Source organism: Pseudomonas sp. A6 (assembly GCF_052367875.1).
Taxonomy (GTDB): Bacteria; Pseudomonadota; Gammaproteobacteria; order Pseudomonadales; family Pseudomonadaceae; genus Pseudomonas; species Pseudomonas citronellolis.
Genome location: NZ_CP198970.1, coordinates 2395391 through 2415631 on the forward strand (window position 1 = coordinate 2395391; position 20241 = coordinate 2415631).

Below are 20241 nucleotides of genomic sequence, written 5' to 3' on the forward strand. Positions count from 1 at the left end.
TGTAGCCGGGGGCTACAGCCAGTGGGCGGGAACTTCGATCTCGTAGTTCTTGGCCACGATGGCCAGGGTCCGGGCGATTTCCGCGTGACGCGCCTGCTGTGCGCCATCCCAGCTTTCCCGGTTGGCCAGCAGGGTCTTGAGTTCCTCCAGGTTGTACATGCCCAGGCGGAGGAAGTTGCCCCAGGTCGGGGCGCCGAAGAGGTTGTAGATGGTGGTGGTGTCGTCGCGCTCGCTGGCCAGGCGCTTGGGGCCGGTCAGCTTCTCGGCGGCGGCTTCCGCCTCGTCGCGGTCTTCGTAGGTGTTGAGCAGCTTGATCATGAAGAACGTGCGATCTCTTCGTGTAGCATGACTGAGGGGCGTCGATTGTAGGGAGTAGATGTGCGCATGTCGAATCCATGGAAGGCCTGCAACCTGTACCAGAACCTGCTGGAGTCGTTGCCGCCGGGGCTGGTCGCCCGCGTTCCGGCGGGGCACTCCAGGCTGCTCGCCTGGCAGCGGGAGTCACGCCACTACTACCAGACGATGTATCTCGATGAGGCGCAGGGCGTTCCAGCGCTGAAACGACCCGGCGACGCGGTTTGTCGGGAATGCGAGAAGTTTCACCTCTCCACGCTCAAGCAGATAGACAAGAACCCGGACATCGACCTGGGCAATGAACTGGAGGCGGTGTTCGAGGCCTACTTCCAGCAAGTCCTGGATACCCTCGTTCCGGGGCTCGTGATCGAAAGGGCCGATCAGCAGGAGCTGCACATGCCGGATTTCCAGGTGCGGCATGTGCAAAGCGGCGAAGTTCTGCTGCTGATGGAGTTCAAGGTCATATTCCGGCCGTTCCTGCGGATCTCACAGAAGGTCAATCCGGCCTACGAGTGTTATTCCCACTCGATGACGCTGGACGTCGCCGGCAAGTTGAACGCCCAGCGCGAGCTCGTGGTCAACGGCCCGGGCGCGCGCAAGTGCGCCTACGTCTATTGGTACGACCTGCCTTGCGTGAAGGGCGTGTTCTGGATGTCGGCGGAAGACGTGTACCGGCACCAGGACGAGCAGGTTGCCTATAAGAGGAAGGTGGTCAGCGGCGACATGGGCTCGGCAGGGCAGGTGAGGGGCGCGGTCAGGAAGCTGTACCTGCCGCTCTATCAGATGAATGACTTCGACTCGCTGGTCTCGCTGCTGCAGGAAAGAGTGCCGCTGAAATAAAAGTTTCAAAAAGTCGTTGACGGGGGGTTTTAACTCCCTATAATGCGCACCACTTCCAGCGGCGAAGCGCTGAAAGAGCTTGAAAATCAAGCACTTAAGCGGGTTCGAAATTGGGAGTGGTGATCAGGCGGGTGATTCACTTGCCGCCTTTGGGTTCGACAGCTGCTCCGGCAGCGAGCCAAAAGGAAGATCGCCGAGGTGCTTGACAGTGATCCTGATCGCTGTAGAATGCGCCTCCCGCTGACGAGAAGCTCCGGCCGATCGACAGCGCAAGCGGTTGAGTAGGAACGAAAAATTCTGAAAATAACGCTTGACGAAATAAGAGGTTAGCGTAGAATGCGCGGCCTCGGTTGAGACGAAAGAATCAACCAACTGCTCTTTAACAAGTTGAATCAAGCAATTCGTGTGGGTGCTTGTGAGTTAAGACTGGTGATCGCAAGATTATCAGCATCACAAGTAACACTCGTGAATTCGAGAGTTTTTTGCGATTGCTGAGCCAAGTTTAGGGTTTTCTCAAAACCCGATCAGTATTGAACTGAAGAGTTTGATCATGGCTCAGATTGAACGCTGGCGGCAGGCCTAACACATGCAAGTCGAGCGGATGAAGGGAGCTTGCTTCTGGATTCAGCGGCGGACGGGTGAGTAATGCCTAGGAATCTGCCTGGTAGTGGGGGACAACGTTCCGAAAGGAGCGCTAATACCGCATACGTCCTACGGGAGAAAGTGGGGGATCTTCGGACCTCACGCTATCAGATGAGCCTAGGTCGGATTAGCTAGTAGGTGGGGTAATGGCTCACCTAGGCGACGATCCGTAACTGGTCTGAGAGGATGATCAGTCACACTGGAACTGAGACACGGTCCAGACTCCTACGGGAGGCAGCAGTGGGGAATATTGGACAATGGGCGAAAGCCTGATCCAGCCATGCCGCGTGTGTGAAGAAGGTCTTCGGATTGTAAAGCACTTTAAGTTGGGAGGAAGGGCAGTAAGTTAATACCTTGCTGTTTTGACGTTACCAACAGAATAAGCACCGGCTAACTTCGTGCCAGCAGCCGCGGTAATACGAAGGGTGCAAGCGTTAATCGGAATTACTGGGCGTAAAGCGCGCGTAGGTGGTTTGGTAAGATGGATGTGAAATCCCCGGGCTCAACCTGGGAACTGCATCCATAACTGCCTGACTAGAGTACGGTAGAGGGTGGTGGAATTTCCTGTGTAGCGGTGAAATGCGTAGATATAGGAAGGAACACCAGTGGCGAAGGCGACCACCTGGACTGATACTGACACTGAGGTGCGAAAGCGTGGGGAGCAAACAGGATTAGATACCCTGGTAGTCCACGCCGTAAACGATGTCGACTAGCCGTTGGGATCCTTGAGATCTTAGTGGCGCAGCTAACGCGATAAGTCGACCGCCTGGGGAGTACGGCCGCAAGGTTAAAACTCAAATGAATTGACGGGGGCCCGCACAAGCGGTGGAGCATGTGGTTTAATTCGAAGCAACGCGAAGAACCTTACCTGGCCTTGACATGTCCGGAATCCTGCAGAGATGCGGGAGTGCCTTCGGGAATCGGAACACAGGTGCTGCATGGCTGTCGTCAGCTCGTGTCGTGAGATGTTGGGTTAAGTCCCGTAACGAGCGCAACCCTTGTCCTTAGTTACCAGCACGTTATGGTGGGCACTCTAAGGAGACTGCCGGTGACAAACCGGAGGAAGGTGGGGATGACGTCAAGTCATCATGGCCCTTACGGCCAGGGCTACACACGTGCTACAATGGTCGGTACAGAGGGTTGCCAAGCCGCGAGGTGGAGCTAATCCCAGAAAACCGATCGTAGTCCGGATCGCAGTCTGCAACTCGACTGCGTGAAGTCGGAATCGCTAGTAATCGTGAATCAGAATGTCACGGTGAATACGTTCCCGGGCCTTGTACACACCGCCCGTCACACCATGGGAGTGGGTTGCTCCAGAAGTAGCTAGTCTAACCGCAAGGGGGACGGTTACCACGGAGTGATTCATGACTGGGGTGAAGTCGTAACAAGGTAGCCGTAGGGGAACCTGCGGCTGGATCACCTCCTTAATCGAAGATCTCAGCTTTCTCATAAGCTCCCACACGAATTGCTTGATTCACTGGTTAGACGATTAGGCAACCCTTTATGGGTCTGTAGCTCAGTCGGTTAGAGCGCACCCCTGATAAGGGTGAGGTCGGCAGTTCGAATCTGCCCAGACCCACCAAATCGTAGTGATTTGGGGCCATAGCTCAGCTGGGAGAGCGCCTGCTTTGCACGCAGGAGGTCAGGAGTTCGATCCTCCTTGGCTCCACCATCTCCGAATCGTCGTAAAGCTCAGACAGGAATGTTCGAAGAAACGAACCTTGCTGTCTGGTCTTTGTACCGGAACCGTTCTTTAAAAATTTGGGTATGTGATAGAAGTAGACTGAATGATCTCTTTCACTGGTGATCATTCAAGTCAAGGTAAAATTTGCGAGTTCAAGCGCGAATTTTCGGCGAATGTCGTCTTCACGTTCGAGACGTATGACCAGATTGCTTGGGGTTATATGGTCAAGTGAAGAAGCGCATACGGTGGATGCCTTGGCAGTCAGAGGCGATGAAAGACGTGGTAGCCTGCGATAAGCTTCGGGGAGGTGGCAAACGACCTGTGATCCGGAGATCTCTGAATGGGGGAACCCAGCCAGCATAAGCTGGTTATCACACACTGAATCCATAGGTGTGTGAGGCGAACCAGGGGAACTGAAACATCTAAGTACCCTGAGGAACAGAAATCAACCGAGATTCCCTTAGTAGTGGCGAGCGAACGGGGACTAGCCCTTAAGCTTCTTGGAATCTAACAGAACGCTCTGGAAAGTGCGGCCATAGTGGGTGATAGCCCCGTATGTGAAAGGTTCCAGGAAGTGAAATCGAGTAGGACGGCGCACGTGAAACGTTGTCTGAACATGGGGGGACCATCCTCCAAGGCTAAATACTACTGACTGACCGATAGTGAACCAGTACCGTGAGGGAAAGGCGAAAAGAACCCCGGAGAGGGGAGTGAAATAGAACCTGAAACCGTATGCGTACAAGCAGTGGGAGCCCACTTTGTTGGGTGACTGCGTACCTTTTGTATAATGGGTCAGCGACTTATATTCAGTGGCGAGCTTAACCGAATAGGGGAGGCGTAGCGAAAGCGAGTCTTAATAGGGCGTTTAGTCGCTGGGTATAGACCCGAAACCGGGCGATCTATCCATGAGCAGGTTGAAGGTTAGGTAACACTGACTGGAGGACCGAACCCACTCCCGTTGAAAAGGTAGGGGATGACTTGTGGATCGGAGTGAAAGGCTAATCAAGCTCGGAGATAGCTGGTTCTCCTCGAAAGCTATTTAGGTAGCGCCTCACGTATCACTCCAGGGGGTAGAGCACTGTTTCGGCTAGGGGGTCATCCCGACTTACCAAACCGATGCAAACTCCGAATACCTGGAAGTGTCAGCGTGGGAGACACACGGCGGGTGCTAACGTCCGTCGTGAAAAGGGAAACAACCCAGACCGTCAGCTAAGGTCCCAAAGTTGTGGTTAAGTGGTAAACGATGTGGGAAGGCTTAGACAGCTAGGAGGTTGGCTTAGAAGCAGCCACCCTTTAAAGAAAGCGTAATAGCTCACTAGTCGAGTCGGCCTGCGCGGAAGATGTAACGGGGCTCAAACCACACACCGAAGCTACGGGTGCGTCGCAAGATGCGCGGTAGAGGAGCGTTCTGTAAGCCTGTGAAGGTGAGTTGAGAAGCTTGCTGGAGGTATCAGAAGTGCGAATGCTGACATGAGTAACGACAATGGGAGTGAAAAACTCCCACGCCGAAAGACCAAGGGTTCCTGCGCAACGTTAATCGACGCAGGGTTAGTCGGCCCCTAAGGCGAGGCAGAAATGCGTAGTCGATGGGAAACAGGTTAATATTCCTGTACTTCTAGTTACTGCGATGGAGGGACGGAGAAGGCTAGGCCAGCTTGGCGTTGGTTGTCCAAGTTTAAGGTTGTAGGCTGGACACTTAGGCAAATCCGGGTGTTCAAGGCCGAGAGCTGATGACGAGCTTTCTTTTAGAGAGCGAAGTGGTTGATGCCATGCTTCCAGGAAAAGCTTCTAAGCTTCAGGTAACTAGGAACCGTACCCGAAACCGACACAGGTGGTCGGGTAGAGAATACCAAGGCGCTTGAGAGAACTCGGGTGAAGGAACTAGGCAAAATGGCACCGTAACTTCGGGAGAAGGTGCGCCGGTGAGGGTGAAGTATTTACTGCGTAAGCCCACGCCGGTCGAAGATACCAGGCCGCTGCGACTGTTTATTAAAAACACAGCACTCTGCAAACACGAAAGTGGACGTATAGGGTGTGACGCCTGCCCGGTGCCGGAAGGTTAATTGATGGGGTTAGCGAAAGCGAAGCTCTTGATCGAAGCCCCGGTAAACGGCGGCCGTAACTATAACGGTCCTAAGGTAGCGAAATTCCTTGTCGGGTAAGTTCCGACCTGCACGAATGGCGTAACGATGGCGGCGCTGTCTCCACCCGAGACTCAGTGAAATTGAAATCGCTGTGAAGATGCAGTGTATCCGCGGCTAGACGGAAAGACCCCGTGAACCTTTACTGTAGCTTTGCACTGGACTTTGAGCCTGCTTGTGTAGGATAGGTGGGAGGCTTTGAAGCGTGGACGCCAGTTCGCGTGGAGCCAACCTTGAAATACCACCCTGGCATGCTTGAGGTTCTAACTCTGATCCGTTATCCGGATCGAGGACAGTGTATGGTGGGCAGTTTGACTGGGGCGGTCTCCTCCTAAAGAGTAACGGAGGAGTACGAAGGTGCGCTCAGACCGGTCGGAAATCGGTCGTAGAGTATAAAGGCAAAAGCGCGCTTGACTGCGAGACAGACACGTCGAGCAGGTACGAAAGTAGGTCTTAGTGATCCGGTGGTTCTGTATGGAAGGGCCATCGCTCAACGGATAAAAGGTACTCCGGGGATAACAGGCTGATACCGCCCAAGAGTTCATATCGACGGCGGTGTTTGGCACCTCGATGTCGGCTCATCACATCCTGGGGCTGAAGCCGGTCCCAAGGGTATGGCTGTTCGCCATTTAAAGTGGTACGCGAGCTGGGTTTAGAACGTCGTGAGACAGTTCGGTCCCTATCTGCCGTGGACGTTTGAGATTTGAGAGGGGCTGCTCCTAGTACGAGAGGACCGGAGTGGACGAACCTCTGGTGTTCCGGTTGTCACGCCAGTGGCACTGCCGGGTAGCTATGTTCGGAATAGATAACCGCTGAAAGCATCTAAGCGGGAAACTAGCCTCAAGATGAGATCTCACTGGGAACTTGATTCCCCTGAAGGGCCGTCGAAGACTACGACGTTGATAGGTCGGGTGTGTAAGCGCTGTGAGGCGTTGAGCTAACCGATACTAATTGCCCGTGAGGCTTGACCATATAACACCCAAACAATTTGTGTGTTGGACGGTGAAGTCGACGAACCGAAAGTTCGTGTGAACCGCAAAGAAGACCTGTCACATACCCGAATCTGGGTGAGCGTGAGCGCAAGCCACGAGCATCCGAAAGAATTGCTTGACGACCATAGAGCGTTGGAACCACCTGATCCCATCCCGAACTCAGCAGTGAAACGACGCATCGCCGATGGTAGTGTGGGGTTTCCCCATGTGAGAGTAGGTCATCGTCAAGCACCTATCCCAAAACCCCTGATCAGCCTGGCTGGTCGGGGGTTTTGCTTTGGGGCGCGGAAAAGCCGGGGCGATGGGAGCAGATACCCGCGCCATTGCATTCCCCTTGTAGGAGCGCGCCCTGCGCGCGAATCGCGGGCAGGGCCCGCTCCTACAGGGGGGGCGGGGCCATGGCGATGGGTATCGCTCAACGCCATCCTACGAGGGTGTGTCTCCTGCGCCCGTAGGAGCAATTGTCTACAGGCTGTAGTGCTCTTGGTAGGAGCGAGCTTGCTCGCGAACCGAGGTTTCAGGTCGACGCCAAACGTGCCGACAACGCCGAACGGCCCCCTCTCCTGCTTGCGGGAGAGGGCTGGGGAGAGGGAGCGGAGTCAACCCGAAACCCCGCTGACGCCGGCAAACACCGTTCGCGAGCAAGGACTAAGCGTCTCCTGCGAAAAGCAGAGCCGATGCGCAGGCGTAGGGCGCATAACGCCCCAAGCGTTATCTGCCGTCGGCTTCGGCACCAGGGCCATCGGCGGGTAACCGCGAACGGTTATCCGCCCTGCGTGTTTCGCTTCCCTTCCGCGGGCCTTCGGCGACCAAGAAACGCAGGCAACAAAAAAGGCGCCCCGAAGGGCGCCTTTTCTGTATCGAGCGAACGATCAGCCGTTGAAGCGGCGCAGCACCAGGGTGGCGTTGGTGCCGCCGAAGCCGAAGCTGTTGCTCATCACGGTGTCGAGCTTGGCGTTCTCGCGGGTCTCGCGCAGGATCGGCATGTCGGCGACTTCCGGGTCCAGCTCGTCGATGTTGGCGGAACCGGCGATGAAGTTGCCCTGCATCATCAGCAGGCAATAGATCGCCTCGTGCACGCCGGCGGCGCCCAGGGAGTGGCCGGACAGGCTCTTGGTGGAGCTGATGGCCGGGGCCTTGCCGCCGAAGACTTCGCGGATGCCGCGGATTTCCGCCACGTCGCCCACCGGGGTGGAGGTGCCGTGGGTGTTCAGGTAATCGATCGGGGTGTCGACGGTGGACAGCGCCTGCTGCATGCAGCGGATGGCGCCTTCGCCGCTCGGGGCGACCATGTCGTAGCCGTCGGAGGTGGCGCCGTAGCCGATGATCTCGGCATAGATCTTGGCGCCGCGCTTGAGCGCATGCTCCAGTTCCTCGACCACCACCATGCCGCCGCCGCCGGCGATGACGAAGCCGTCACGCTTGGCGTCGTAGGCGCGGGAGGCCTTTTCCGGGGTGTCGTTGTACTGGGTGGAGAGGGCGCCCATGGCGTCGAACAGGCAGCTCTGGCTCCAGTGCTCTTCTTCACCGCCGCCGGCGAAGACGACGTCCTGCTTGCCCATCATGATCTGTTCCATGGCATTGCCGATGCAATGCGCGCTGGTGGCGCAGGCCGAGGAGATGGAGTAGTTCACGCCCTTGATCTGGAAGGGAGTGGCCAGGCAGGCGGAAACGGTGCTGCCCATGGTGCGGGTGACGCGGTATGGGCCGATGCGCTTGACGCCCTTCTCGCGCAGGGTGTCGATGGCTTCCATCTGGTTCAGGGTGGAGGCGCCGCCGGAGCCGGCGATCAGGCCGGTGCGCGGGTTGGAGATCTGCTCTTCGGTCAGGCCGGAGTCCTTGATCGCCTGTTCCATCGCCAGGTAGGCATAGGCCGCGGCGTCGCCCATGAAGCGGAACACCTTGCGGTCGATCAGCTCTTCGAGGTTGAGGTTCACCGAGCCGGAGACGTGGCTGCGCAGCCCCATGTCGACGTACGACTGGTTATGGCGGATACCGGCACGGCCGGCGCGCAGGTTGGCGGAGACGGTGTCTTTGTCATTGCCCAGGCAGGATACGATGCCCAGGCCGGTGATCACGACGCGACGCATGCGGATTACCCTTAGAAGCTGTCAGTGGAGGTGAACAGGCCGACGCGAAGGCCTTCGGCGCTGTAGATTTCGCGGCCATCGACGCTGACGCTGCCATCGGCGATGGCCAGGACCAGCGAACGGTTGATGGTGCGCTTGATATGGATGTTGTAGGTGACTTTCTTGGCGGTCGGCAGGACCTGGCCGAAGAATTTCACCTCGCCCGAACCCAGGGCGCGGCCGCGGCCGGGGTTGCCCTGCCAGCCGAGGTAGAAGCCGACCAGCTGCCACATGGCGTCCAGGCCCAGGCAGCCCGGCATCACCGGGTCGCCTTCGAAGTGGCAGGCGAAGAACCAGAGGTCGGGGTTGATGTCCAGCTCGGCGACCAGTTCGCCCTTGCCATACTTGCCGCCGACGTCGCTGATGTGAGTGATGCGGTCGATCATCAGCATGTTCGGGGCGGGCAGTTGCGCATTACCCGGGCCGAAGAGCTCGCCGCGGCTGCAGCGCAGCAGGTCTTCTCGGGTGAAGGCGTGTTGTTTGGTCATGCGAGCTCCTCAAAAATCCTGAACGGCAGGGCGAAATCGATCGTCCTGCGGCTCCGCGCGCCTCATTCTTGTAGCGGCGTCCTGCGGCAGCCTAGTCATAGACTATTGCCTGTCGGTTAAAGTCACAGCACCGGGCGAACGGTTGTTCACTTTCTTCCGGTGCCTCTGTTGCTCCAGCTGGGCGTGCATTTTGCCGATCAGCCTCGCAGGCCCACGAGTTTGGGCGAACAGGCCCCGCGGATCAACGCCCGGAGGTCAACCAGCGCTGCAGAATTTTCTGTAGATCAGCGCGCTTGAACGGCTTGGCCAGGTAATCGTCCATGCCTGACTCCAGGCACAGCTCGCGATCGCCCTGCAGGGCATTGGCGGTCAGGGCGATGATCGGCACCTGCTGGCGTCCGGGAAGTGCGCGAATCTGTCGCGTGGCCTCGTAGCCGTTGAGCAGCGGCAGGCGGCAATCCATGAGGATGGCATCGAATTCGTTACGTTCTGCCGTGCGCACCGCCTGCGCGCCATCGCCGACCAGAGTGACGCGATAGCCGAGGCTGCGCAACATGGCTTCTATGACCGTTTGATTCACCGGGTTGTCCTCCACCAGCAGCACCGACTGGCCGGTGGCCTGCTCCGAAGCGCGCAGGGCGCGTTCGGCCGCTCCCAGGCTGCGTGCCTGGAAGGGCAGGGGAATCTCCAGGGTGAAGGTCGAGCCCAGGCCTTCCTCGCTGGATGCCTGCAGGGTGCCGCCCATGCGCTCGGCCAGGGTGCGGGCGATGGCCAGGCCCAGGCCGGTGCCGCCGTAGCGCCGCGAGGTGGACGAGTCGGCCTGCTTGAAGGCCTCGAACATGTGCTCCAGGCGTTCCGGGGAGATGCCGATGCCGCTGTCGTTGACCGCGCAGGTCAGCCACAGCACTTCGTCGTCCAGGGCCTGCCAGCGGACTTCCAGACGGATGGCGCCTTCCTCGGTGAATTTCAGCGCGTTGCCCAGCAGGTTGACCAGGATCTGCCGCAGGCGCGTCGGGTCGCCCCGCACCTCCAGGTGCTCCAGCCCGGGCTGGACGTCCATGCGCAGCGTCAGGCCGCGCTGCTGGGCGCTGTGCTGGAAGGCCAGCAGCGAGCCCTGGATCAGCTCCAGCACGTTGAAGGGGATGCGCTCCAGTTCCAGGGCGCCGCGCTCGATGCGCGAGAAGTCGAGGATGTCGTTGATGACCTTGAGCAGGTGCTCGGTGGACTCGGTGGCCAGCGCCGTGTATTCGGCCTGCTCGTGGTTGAGTTCGGTGGTCTCGAGCAGTTGCAGCATGCCCAGCACACCGTTCATCGGCGTGCGCAGCTCGTGGCTCATCATCGCCAGGAAGTCCGACTTGCTGCGGTTGGCCTGCTCGGCCTCCTCGCGGGCCGCCACCAGCTGGGCGATGGTGCGTTCCTGCTCCTTGCTGGCCTGCTGCAGGCCGCGCGCCAGGTTGTTGATGTGCCGCGCCAGGTCGCCGACTTCGCCGTTGTCCAGCACCGGCAGGCTGGTCTGGTAGTCGCCGGTCTGGATCGCCTGCACCGCGTTGGCCATGGTGCTGATCGGCGCCGCCAGGCGCTGCGCCAGGCGGCGGGCCAGCAGCAGCGTCAGCAGCAGGGCGAAGAAGGCCAGCAGGCTGGCCTTGAAGAGGATTTCCTGCTGGCGTTCGCTGAAGGCGTCGTTGGCCATGCCCACCACCACGCGCCCCAGGTAGTCGGCGTCGCTGGCCGGCTGGTCCTGGCGGCCCGGTGTGTGGCGCAGCGTGGCGGCGTCGCCCGGCACCTCGGGGGCGACGTGCTCGCGCTGGATGGCGGCGTGGAACACCTCGATCTTGGGCGCGACCTGGCCGTTGTCGCTGGGCGGCTGCTCGGCGTAGACGAGGATCTCGTCATTGCGGTTGCGCACCTCGATGAAGCGGACGTGCGGCGTGCCCAGGGTGGTGCGCAGCAGGCTCTGCAGCACCGGCAGGTTGCCCGAAAGCACGCCATACTCCGCTGCCGGAGCGAGCTGGTTGGCGATGAGCTGGCCGGTGTGGTTGAGCTCCTGGCGCAGGTCCTGCAGGCGCGAATAGGTGAAGTAGCCGGTCAGCAGCAGGGTCAACAGCAGCGCGGGGCCGAGGCTGATGGCGAGCATGCGGTTCTGGATGTTCCAGCCCTTGCGCGGAGTCATCGTGCCTCTCCGGCGGCTGGTCGATTCTGGCGATGGTGCGTGGCGTGCACGGAACGGCCCTGTTCTCGGTTTTCTACGGGGACGGATGTTAAACGAGGCGGGGCGCTTTGCCAGCGTGCGATGTGCACTGGCCGCCTGGCGGTGGCGCCTTATAATGCCCCAATCGCCGCCCGCGTGCGGCCCGTGATGGAAGTGACATGACTGAGCAGCAACCGATCGCTGTGCTGGGCGGCGGCAGTTTCGGCACCGCCTTCGCCAACCTGCTGGCGGAGAACGGCCAACGCGTGCGCCAATGGATGCGCGACGAGGAGCAGGCCGCGAGCATCCGCGCCCTGCGCGAGAACCCGCGCTACCTCAAGGGCGTGCGCATCCACGAGAACGTCGAGCCGGTCACCGACCTCGCAGCGACCCTGAACGATTGCGAACTCATCTTCGTCGCCGTGCCCTCCAGCGCGCTGCGCAAGGTGCTGGAGCCCTTCGCCGGGCAACTGGCGGGCAAGTCGCTGGTCAGCCTGACCAAGGGCATCGAGGCGCAGAGCTTCAAACTGATGAGCCAGATTCTCGAGGAGATCGCCCCCGCCGCGCGCATCGCGGTCATTTCCGGGCCGAACCTGGCCCGCGAGATCGCCGAGCATGAGCTGACCGCCACCGTGGTCGCCAGCGAGGACGAGGCGCTCTGCAGCCGCGTGCAGGAAGCGCTGCATGGTCGCACCTTCCGCGTCTACGCCAGCGGCGACCGCTTTGGCGTCGAACTGGGCGGCGCGCTGAAGAACGTCTACGCCATCATCGCCGGCATGGCCGCGGCCCTGGGCATGGGCGAGAACACCAAGGGCATGCTGATCACCCGTGCCCTGGCGGAGATGACGCGCTTCGCCGTCAAGCTCGGCGCCAACCCCATGACCTTCCTCGGCCTGGCCGGGGTGGGCGACCTGATCGTCACCTGTTCGTCACCGAAAAGCCGCAACTATCAGGTCGGCTTCGCCTTGGGCGAGGGTCTGAGCCTCGACGACGCCGTCGCTCGCATGGGCGAGACCGCCGAAGGGGTGAACACCCTCAAGGTGCTCAAGGCCAAGGCCGACGAGCTGGGCGTCTACATGCCGCTGGTCGCCGGGCTCTACGCCATCCTCTTCGGCGGGCGCACCCTGGCCCAGGTGATCCAGGCGCTGATGAGCGGCGAGCCGAAGACCGACACCGACTTCATTCCCACCAGTGGCTTCTGAGGAGATACCCATGTCCGCTGATCGTTTGGCCGACCGTATGAACAAGGAATCCCTGGCCCTGCGCATCCTCTGGATGCTGCTGTTCGCCCTGGTGTGGTACGTCGCGCAGATGCTGCTCGGCGCCGTGGTGGTGGTGCAACTGGTCTACCGCATCATCTACGGCGCGCCCAGCGCCAGCCTGCTGGCCTTCGGCGACAGCCTCAGCCAGTACCTGGCGCAGATCGGCCGCTTCGGCACCTTCAACAGCGACGAGAAACCCTGGCCCTTCGCCGACTGGCCGGCCGCCCGCGCCCCCGAGGGCGAAGCCGCCCACGCCGTGCCGCCGGCGCCGCACCCGGCGCGCGACGAGGAGCCGAAGTTGTGAGGATCTGGCTGCTGCGCCACGGCCAGGCCGAACCCCAGGCCCGCCGCGACGCCGAGCGGGAGCTGACCGCCCATGGCCGCAAGGAAGTGCTGCAGAGCGCCGGGCACCTGGCCGGCCACCCGCTGGACGGCATCCTGGCCAGCCCCTACGTGCGCGCCCAGCAGACCGCCGAACTGGTGCGCGAGGCGCTGGGCTTCGACGGCGCGGTGGGCACCGCGCCCTGGCTGACGCCGGACGACGATCCTCGCGACGTGCTGCGCTTTCTCGACAACCGCAGCGAGCGCAACCTGCTGCTGGTCAGCCACCAGCCGCTGATCGGTTCCCTGGGCGGGCTGCTGGTGCACGGCAGCCGCGACGAGGCGCTGCCGATGGCCACCGCCTCCCTGGCCGAACTGGAAGGCGAGGGGCCGCTGGCGGGGCTGATGACGCTGGTTTCCCTCTACCATCCCGGACGCGGTTGACGGTTCCGCCAGGGCCCCTCGCGGGGCCTTGGCGTTTCTGCGGGTCAATTCGGTTTGTCGTCGTCCGTCAGGCTGACGTCATCGTTCGGCCCGCGTCCGGCCAGGCGCTGTTCCAGGCGGTTGCCCAGCACCAGGATCAGCAAGGTCAGCGCCAGGCCGACGGCGGCGGTCAGTACGTGCCCGGTGCCACAGGCCAGGCCGAGCATCGACGAGACCCAGATGGTCGCGGCGGTAGTCAGCCCCTCGACGCGGTAGCGGCGCTCGTGGTGGACGATGACCCCCGCGCCGATGAAACCGATGCCGGTGAGCACGCCCTGGGCCACGCGGCTGGCGGCATCCGCGGTGCCCGGCTGCAATTGCTGGATCACCGTGATCGCCAGCGCCGCGGCCAGGGCGGTGAGGGCGTGGGTGCGCAGCCCGGCGGGGCGGTGGTGCAACTGGCGGTTGAGGCCGATCAGGCCGCCGAACAGCGTGGCGCAGAGCAGGTTGAACAGCAGCGCCAACTCGGCCAGCGCGCTGTCGGTGATGAACGGCATGGGCAGCTTTCCACAGGGGCCTGCCGCTGCTTTTAGCAGTTCGCCGTCGGACGCGCCATGCGCTGCTGAAGCATCTCCCTACAAAAGTTCACATATCCCTTCTTGCCAGTCTGTAGGACGCATGGAATATTCGACCAAGCAAGTGCTTGGTTGATCTATCGCTACACCTCTAGAACAACAAAAAAGGAGGGGCATGTGGTCACTGAAATTCGTTCTCCGCTCGAGCAATTCCTGCAACGCGAGGCGCGTCACCCGGACAAGCGCTACCTGGTCCAGCCGTTGCCGGGCGGTCAGGTGCAGAGCCTCACCTGGGGCGAGGCCGGCGACCAGGCGCGGCGTGCAGCCGCCTGGCTGCGCAGCCTGCAACTGCCGCCGGGCAGCCGCGTGGCGATCATCTCGAAGAACTGCGCGCACTGGATCATCGCCGACGTCGCCATCTGGATGGCCGGGCACATCTCGGTGCCGCTGTACCCGAACCTCACCGCCGAATCGGTGCGCCAGGTGCTGAGCCACTCCGAGGCCACGGTAGCCTTCGTCGGCAAGCTCGACGACTGGCCGGCGATGGCGCCCGGGCTGCCGGCCGGGGTGCTCAGCGTGTCCCTGCCGCTGCATCCGGCAGGGCGCTTCGACCACAGCTGGGACGACCTGCAGGCCTGCGAGCCGCTGCAGGAGGTGCCGCTGCCGGACCCCGCCAGCCTCGCCACCATCATCTATACCTCCGGCACCACGGGCACGCCCAAGGGCGTGATGCATTCCTACGCCAACTTCGACTTCGCCGCCAGCCGCGCCATGCAACTGTTCGGCGTCGGCGAGGAGGACCGCCTGCTGTCCTACCTGCCGTTGTGCCACGTGGCCGAGCGGATGTTCGTGGAGATGGCCTCGATCTACGCCGGGCAGACGATCTTCTTCGCCGACAGCCTGGACACCTTCATCGCCGACATGCGCCGCGCGCGGCCCACGGTGTTCTTCGGCGTGCCGCGGATCTGGACCAAGTTCCAGATGGGCGTCTACGCGCAGATGCCGGCGCAGAAGCTCGACCGCCTGCTGCGCCTGCCCATCGTCGGCCGCCTGGTCGGGCGCAAGGTGCTCGCCGGCCTCGGCCTGGATGCGGTGCGCTACGCCCTGTGCGGCGCGGCGCCGGTGCCGCCGGCGCTGCTCGACTGGTACAAGCGCCTGGGGCTGAGCGTGCTGGAGGTCTACGGCATGACCGAGAACTGCGGCTATTCCCACGTGTGCCGCCCGGGCAAGCAGCGCGAAGGCTGGATCGGCCAGTCCAGCCCCGGGGTGGAAGTGCGCATCAGCGACGAGGGCGAGGTGCAGGTGCGCAGCGGCGCGACCATGCTCGGCTACTACAAGGACCCCGAGCGCACCGCCGAGACCCTCACCGAGGACGGCTACCTGCGCACCGGCGACAAGGGCGAGCAGGACGCCGACAGCAACCTGCGCCTGACCGGCCGGCTCAAGGAAATCTTCAAGACCGGCAAGGGCAAGTACGTCGCCCCGGCGCCCATCGAGAACCGCCTGGCGGTGCATTCGCGCATCGAGCAGATCTGCGTGGTCGGCGACGGCCTGGTGGCGCCGCTGGGGCTGTGCGTGCTGTCCGAGGTCGGCCGCCAGGAGGCCGCCAACGGCTCGCGCTCGCAGTTGGAGGAGAGCCTGCGGCAGCTGGTGGAGGAGGTCAACGGCGAGCTGGACAAGCACGAGCGCCTGGCCGGGTTGGTGCTGGTGAAGGAGGTGTGGAGCGTGGACAACGGCTTCCTCACGCCTACCCTGAAGATCAAGCGCAACGTGGTGGAATCCACCTACGGCGCGCGTTTCAACGAATGGGCCGAGCGCCGCGAAGCGGTGCAGTGGCATGACTGACTGCCGGGAGTGAATGCATGAGCCAGTGGCGCACTACGCCCGACCTGGAGGCGCTCAACGCCAACCTGAAGAAGACCATCGGCGAGGTCCTGGACATCCGCTTCGAGGCGGTGGATGACGACTCGCTGACCGCCAGCATGGTGGTGGACGCGCGCACCCACCAGCCCTACGGCCTGCTGCACGGCGGCGCCTCGGTGGTGCTGGCGGAAACCGTCGGCTCCACCGCCAGCTACCTGTGCATCGACACCAGCAAGTACTACTGCGTGGGCCTGGAGGTGAACGCCAACCACCTGCGCGGCCTGCGCAGCGGGCGGGTGACGGCGGTGGCGAAGGCGGTGCACCTCGGCCGCTCCACCCACGTCTGGGAAATCCGCCTGCATGGCGACGACGGCAAGCCCAGCTGCATCTCGCGGCTGACCATGGCCATAGTGCCGCTGGAGCGCTAGGCGATACGGAAGACCTGTAGGAGCGGGCCCTGCCCGCGATTTCGCGCGCAGGGCGCGCTCTTACATGAGAACGCCATGGCTGGGGTGGCGTAGTCTTGCAGCCCGCGCCGGGATGCTCTTCGTAGGAGCGAGCTTGCTCGCGAATGAGCCCCGCAGCGGAGTCTGTTCGCGAGCAAACTCGCTCCTACGAGAAGCCGGGCCTGCCCGTATGGTAGGAGAGGGCTTTGTCCGAGATTTTCGGCTGGTGCCGGAACATCGTTGACAGGTCTAAGAGCCCCTCTCCCCAGCCCTCTCCCTGAAGGGAGAGGGAGCTAGTCCGTGCCGATAGGGGCAAGGTTTCAGCCGGATACCATCGTGCTTGCCGGCGAGCGTCGAGATAACAGTGCATGCCGAACAGTCCCCTCTCCCTTCAGGGAGAGGGTTAGGGAGAGGGGGCTCTAAAGCCCAACACCCAAAGTCGCAGGTACGCACCATTCGCGAGCAAGCTCGCTCCTACGAGAAGCCGGGCCCGCCCACATAGTAGGAGGGACTCCGTCCGCAATTTTATCCAAGACCTGCCGGCGCCCGGGCGCTAGAGTAGGCCCATGGAACGCATCGAACACCACCGCAGCGGACTGCCCGGCGTGCGCTACATCGACGCCGAGTACCACCGTTTCGCCTTCCCCCGGCACTTCCACCTGGACTACCACATCGGGCTGATGCTCGACGGTCGCCAGCGCTACGTGCACGCCGGCGAGCGTTGCCTGGCCGGTGGCGGCGACATCCTGCTGATGAGCCCGGAAAGCATCCACGACGGCGCCAGCGAGGGCGACGGCGGCTACCGCATCCGCGTGCTGTCCATCGAGCCGCAGTGGCTGGAGCAGGCCGCGCGCAGCCTCAGCGACGGTCGCCAGGGCACGCCGCGGTTGCTGGCCAGCCAGCTGCGCGACGAGCAGCTGCGGCAGCAACTGCACGGCCTGCACCAGGTGCTGACCGGTGGCGAGCGCCTGGAACAGGAAGGCCGACTCTGGCAGGGCCTGGCCACGCTGCTCGGGCATGCCTCCAGCCTGCGCATCCGCGAGCCACGCCAGGGCTTCGACGCCGCGACCTGGCGACGCCTGCGCGACTGGCTGGAGTCGCGCCTGGAGAGCCCGCCGACGCTGGACGAGCTGGCGGCCTTCTGCGACCTCAGCCCCTGGCAGGTGCTGCGGCGCTTCCGCAACCACTGCGGGTTGCCGCCGCACCAGTGGCTGACCCAGCTGCGCCTGGAGCGGGCCCTGCCGCGGGTGCTCGCCGGCCAGCCGCTGAGCGAGGTGGCGCTGAGCCTGGGCTTCTACGACCAGGCGCACTTCAGCCGCCTGTTCCGCCGCACCTACGGACTGCCGCCGGCGCGCCTGCGCCAACGCTGATCCCACCCCGACATCCCCTTTCCCCTGGAGAATCCCGCCATGCAGGAGGCCCGCGTCTTGCTGACGCTCACCGCCGTATTCGCCGTCGCCCTGGTCAGCCCGGGCCCGGATGTCGCCCTGGTGGTGCGCACCGCCTTGCACCAGGGGCGCCGCGCCGGCGTGCTCAGCGCGCTGGGCCTGGCCTGCGGCATCCTGGTCCACGGCACCCTGGTGCTGACCGGCGTGTCGCTGCTGTTGCGCCACTCACCGGTGTTGTTCGGCCTGCTGCAGGGGGCCGGCGCGCTCTACCTGGGCTGGCTCGGCATAGGCGCGTTGCGCGCCTGGTCGCGGCGTAGCGCGGGCGGGGCAGGGCGCCTGGACGGCGAGCTGCCGGCCTCGCCGCTGGGGCCCTGGCTGCGCGGCCTGGCCACCAACCTGTTCAACCCCAAGGCGCTGGTGTTCTTCCTCGCCCTGCTCAGCAGCCTGATCCCGCTGGACATGTCCGCGCCCGGCAAGCTGGCGGTGGCGGCCATGCTGTTCTGCACCGGCTTCGCCTGGTTCAGCCTGCTCAGCGTGACCCTCACCCGCCCGGCGCTGCAGCAGCGCCTGCTGCGCGCGGTGCCGGTCATCGACGGCGCCTGCGGCCTGGTGTTCCTGCTGGTGGCCGGCGGCATCGCGCTCAGCCTGGCGCGGCAGTTCTGAGGCGCCCTGGCTTTTGGCCGGAGTGCCCTGGCCGGCAGTGGGCCGGGCCATTGTGGCCAGCCATGGCCTGGGGGAGAATTCCGCAGTCATCAGCACTGCGGTCACCGGCATGTCCCACGCGATCTTCTTCGCCCACGCCAACGGTTTCCCCTCGGCCACCTACGGCAAGCTGTTCCAGGCCCTGGCGCCGGAATTCGAGGTGCGCCACCTGGACATGCACGGCCACGACCCGCGCTTCCCGGTGAACGCCAACTGGGCGAACCTGGTGGACGAACTGCTGTTCCATCTCGAAGCCCAGGGCGCGCCGGTGTGGGGCGTCGGCCATTCCCTCGGCGGCCTGCTGCACTACCATGCCGCGCTGCGCCGCCCGGAGCTGTACCGCGGCGTGCTGATGCTCGATTCGCCGACACTGACCTTCGCCGACCAGTGGGTGATCCGCGCCGCCAAGCGTTTCGGCTTCATCGACCGCATCACCCCGGCCGGGCGCACCCTGGGGCGGCGCGAGGCGTTCGCCGACTTCGACGAGGCGCTGCGCTACTTCGGCGGCAAGTCGCTGTTCCGCCGTTTCGACCCGGACTGCCTGGCGGACTACGTGCGCCACGGCCTGGCCGCGAACGGCCAGGGCCTGCGCCTGAAGTTCGACCCGGCCACCGAAATCAGCATCTATCGCAACGTGCCCCATGCCGCGCCGGGCAGCCCGCGGCGCCTGGCGGTGCCGCTGGCGCTGGTGCGCGGCCGCCACAGCCGGGTGGTGCTGCCGCACCATGCTCGCGCGGTGCGCCTGGCGCCGCAGGGCGAAGCCCTGTCGCTGCCCGGCGGGCACATGTTCCCGCTGGAACGTCCGCGCGACACCGCCGAACTGATCAAGCAGGTCGTCGAGCGCTGGCAGCGCCGCGCCGAACAGGAGAATTCCCGCCCATGAGCGCCCAGGTCGAAGAGATCCGCCTGAACCTTCCGCACATCGAACTGGCCGCGCACCTGTTCGGCCCGGAGGACGGCAAGCCGGTGCTGGCCCTGCACGGCTGGCTGGACAACGCCATGAGCTTCGCGCGCCTGGCGCCGAAGCTGGACGGGCTGCGCATCGTCGCCCTGGACTTCGCCGGCCACGGTCACTCGGCGCACCGCGCTCCCGGGGCCAGCTACCTGCTGTGGGACTACGCCTACGACGTGCTGGCGGTGGCCGAGCAACTGGGCTGGGAGCGCTTCTCGCTGCTCGGGCATTCCATGGGCGCCATCGTCTCGGTGCTGCTGGCCGGCGCCATGCCCGAGCGCATCGAGCGCCTGGCGCTGATCGACGGCCTGGTGCCCTACACCGGCGAGGCCGACAGCGCGCCGGCCAAGCTGGGCGAGGCGCTGAAGGCGCAACTGGCGCTGCCGAACAAGCGCAAGCCGGTGTACGAAGCCATCGACCGCGCGGTGGAAGCTCGCATGAAGGGCGTCGGCGCAGTCAGCCGCGAGGCCGCCGAACTGCTGGCCCGGCGCGGGCTGATGCCGGTGCCCGGCGGTTTCACCTGGCGCAGCGACGCGCGCCTGACGCTGCCGTCGCCACTGCGTTTCACCCGAGCCCACGCGGCGAGTTTCGTCCAGGCGGTGCAGTGCCCGGTCAGCCTGGTGCTGGCCCAGGGCGGCATGCTCTCTGCCGAGCCGGGCATCCGCAAGATGATCGACGGGCGTCCCTTCGACGTCCACGAGTTGCCCGGCGGCCATCACCTGCACCTGGACGACGAAGCCGGTGCGCAGGCGGTGGCGGCAATCTTCCAGCCGTTCCTGGGCGCGTAGGCGCGGGGAAACACCCCGTTGCCGCACCCCGCTTGACTAAAGCGGGGCTTGCCACGACGCTGC

The 20241-nt window shown here is 63.5% G+C and carries 16 protein-coding genes, 2 tRNA genes and 3 rRNA genes; 15 read left to right on the forward strand and 6 right to left on the reverse strand.

Annotated elements, in window-relative coordinates; all coding sequences use genetic code 11:
- Nucleotides 1-12: 12 nt before the first annotated feature.
- The gene (locus ACTWJ5_RS10835) at nt 13-315 is read right to left on the reverse strand and encodes a hypothetical protein (RefSeq protein ID WP_249920242.1); all 303 of its coding nucleotides are present in this window, start codon (nt 313-315) and stop codon (nt 13-15) included.
- A 69-nt stretch (nt 316-384) separates the two neighbouring features.
- On the opposite strand from ACTWJ5_RS10835, the gene ACTWJ5_RS10840 reads away from it, so the two are divergent.
- Nucleotides 385-1194 carry a hypothetical protein gene (locus ACTWJ5_RS10840; protein ID WP_444438486.1) on the forward strand — a complete coding sequence of 270 codons (810 nt, stop codon included), beginning with the start codon at nt 385-387 and terminating at the stop codon, nt 1192-1194.
- Between the two features lie 123 nt (nt 1195-1317).
- On the opposite strand, the gene ACTWJ5_RS10845 is transcribed toward ACTWJ5_RS10840, so the two are convergent.
- The gene (locus tag ACTWJ5_RS10845) at nt 1318-1590 is read right to left on the reverse strand and encodes a hypothetical protein (RefSeq protein ID WP_444438488.1); all 273 of its coding nucleotides are present in this window, start codon (nt 1588-1590) and stop codon (nt 1318-1320) included.
- 136 nt (nt 1591-1726) lie between these two features.
- On the opposite strand from ACTWJ5_RS10845, the gene ACTWJ5_RS10850 reads away from it, so the two are divergent.
- The 5 genes from ACTWJ5_RS10850 (at nt 1727) to rrf (ending at nt 6883) form a co-directional block, all read left to right on the forward strand.
- A 16S ribosomal RNA gene (locus ACTWJ5_RS10850) occupies nt 1727-3263 on the forward strand.
- A gap of 78 nt (nt 3264-3341) precedes the next feature.
- Nucleotides 3342-3418 (forward strand) — tRNA-Ile (locus ACTWJ5_RS10855).
- A gap of 14 nt (nt 3419-3432) precedes the next feature.
- Nucleotides 3433-3508, forward strand: a tRNA-Ala gene (locus ACTWJ5_RS10860).
- 234 nt (nt 3509-3742) lie between these two features.
- Nucleotides 3743-6633 (forward strand): 23S ribosomal RNA (locus ACTWJ5_RS10865).
- Nucleotides 6634-6767: 134 nt separating this feature from the next.
- Nucleotides 6768-6883, forward strand: a 5S ribosomal RNA gene (gene rrf, locus ACTWJ5_RS10870).
- The 16S, 23S and 5S rRNA genes sit together here with 2 tRNA genes alongside, the layout of an rRNA operon.
- Before the next feature lie 642 nt (nt 6884-7525).
- On the opposite strand, the gene fabB is transcribed toward rrf, so the two are convergent.
- The 3 genes from fabB to ACTWJ5_RS10885 all read right to left on the reverse strand — a co-directional run bounded on the left by fabB (nt 7526) and on the right by ACTWJ5_RS10885 (nt 11440).
- A complete protein-coding gene (fabB, locus tag ACTWJ5_RS10875; protein WP_061562189.1) occupies nt 7526-8743 on the reverse strand; it encodes a beta-ketoacyl-ACP synthase I in 1218 nt (405 codons plus the stop codon).
- Between the two features lie 11 nt (nt 8744-8754).
- A complete protein-coding gene (gene fabA, locus ACTWJ5_RS10880; RefSeq protein WP_009618534.1) occupies nt 8755-9270 on the reverse strand; it encodes a 3-hydroxyacyl-[acyl-carrier-protein] dehydratase FabA in 516 nt (171 codons plus the stop codon).
- Nucleotides 9271-9511: 241 nt separating this feature from the next.
- Complete coding sequence (locus tag ACTWJ5_RS10885) at nt 9512-11440, reverse strand: ATP-binding protein (RefSeq protein WP_043314254.1); 1929 nt, start codon at nt 11438-11440, stop codon at nt 9512-9514.
- Between the two features lie 197 nt (nt 11441-11637).
- Here ACTWJ5_RS10885 and ACTWJ5_RS10890 point away from each other — a divergent pair, with 197 nt between their 5' ends.
- Genes ACTWJ5_RS10890 through sixA form a run of 3 tightly spaced genes read left to right on the forward strand, consistent with a single transcriptional unit; the run spans nt 11638 to nt 13485 of the window.
- A complete protein-coding gene (locus ACTWJ5_RS10890) occupies nt 11638-12660 on the forward strand; it encodes an NAD(P)H-dependent glycerol-3-phosphate dehydrogenase (protein ID WP_009618538.1) in 1023 nt (340 codons plus the stop codon).
- 37 nt (nt 12661-12697) lie between these two features.
- Nucleotides 12698-13024 (forward strand): DUF4389 domain-containing protein, encoded by a 327-nt coding sequence (locus tag ACTWJ5_RS10895; protein WP_370311548.1) that lies wholly within the window; start codon nt 12698-12700, stop codon nt 13022-13024.
- Nucleotides 13021-13485, forward strand: coding sequence for a phosphohistidine phosphatase SixA (gene sixA, locus ACTWJ5_RS10900; RefSeq protein WP_043272187.1), 465 nt, complete (start codon nt 13021-13023; stop codon nt 13483-13485). The genes ACTWJ5_RS10895 and sixA overlap by 4 nt, the downstream gene beginning before the upstream one ends.
- A gap of 44 nt (nt 13486-13529) precedes the next feature.
- Here sixA and ACTWJ5_RS10905 read toward each other — a convergent pair whose 3' ends face one another.
- On the reverse strand, nt 13530-14021 hold the full coding sequence (locus ACTWJ5_RS10905) for an MgtC/SapB family protein (RefSeq protein WP_074984920.1): 492 nt from the start codon (nt 14019-14021) through the stop codon (nt 13530-13532).
- A 195-nt stretch (nt 14022-14216) separates the two neighbouring features.
- Here ACTWJ5_RS10905 and ACTWJ5_RS10910 point away from each other — a divergent pair, with 195 nt between their 5' ends.
- The 6 genes from ACTWJ5_RS10910 (at nt 14217) to ACTWJ5_RS10935 (ending at nt 20178) form a co-directional block, all read left to right on the forward strand.
- Nucleotides 14217-15884: an AMP-binding protein gene (locus ACTWJ5_RS10910; protein ID WP_253411884.1), complete on the forward strand. Its 1668-nt coding sequence runs from the start codon at nt 14217-14219 to the stop codon at nt 15882-15884.
- A 17-nt stretch (nt 15885-15901) separates the two neighbouring features.
- Nucleotides 15902-16330, forward strand: coding sequence for a hotdog fold thioesterase (locus tag ACTWJ5_RS10915; protein ID WP_009618548.1), 429 nt, complete (start codon nt 15902-15904; stop codon nt 16328-16330).
- A gap of 584 nt (nt 16331-16914) precedes the next feature.
- Complete coding sequence (locus ACTWJ5_RS10920) at nt 16915-17718, forward strand: AraC family transcriptional regulator (RefSeq protein ID WP_074984917.1); 804 nt, start codon at nt 16915-16917, stop codon at nt 17716-17718.
- A gap of 39 nt (nt 17719-17757) precedes the next feature.
- The gene (locus ACTWJ5_RS10925; RefSeq protein ID WP_074984914.1) at nt 17758-18399 is read left to right on the forward strand and encodes a LysE family translocator; all 642 of its coding nucleotides are present in this window, start codon (nt 17758-17760) and stop codon (nt 18397-18399) included.
- A 109-nt stretch (nt 18400-18508) separates the two neighbouring features.
- Nucleotides 18509-19321, forward strand: coding sequence for an alpha/beta fold hydrolase (locus ACTWJ5_RS10930; RefSeq protein WP_074984925.1), 813 nt, complete (start codon nt 18509-18511; stop codon nt 19319-19321).
- Nucleotides 19318-20178, forward strand: coding sequence for an alpha/beta hydrolase (locus tag ACTWJ5_RS10935; protein ID WP_261746501.1), 861 nt, complete (start codon nt 19318-19320; stop codon nt 20176-20178). Before ACTWJ5_RS10930 ends, ACTWJ5_RS10935 begins: the two co-directional genes overlap by 4 nt.
- Nucleotides 20179-20241: the final 63 nt, after the last annotated feature.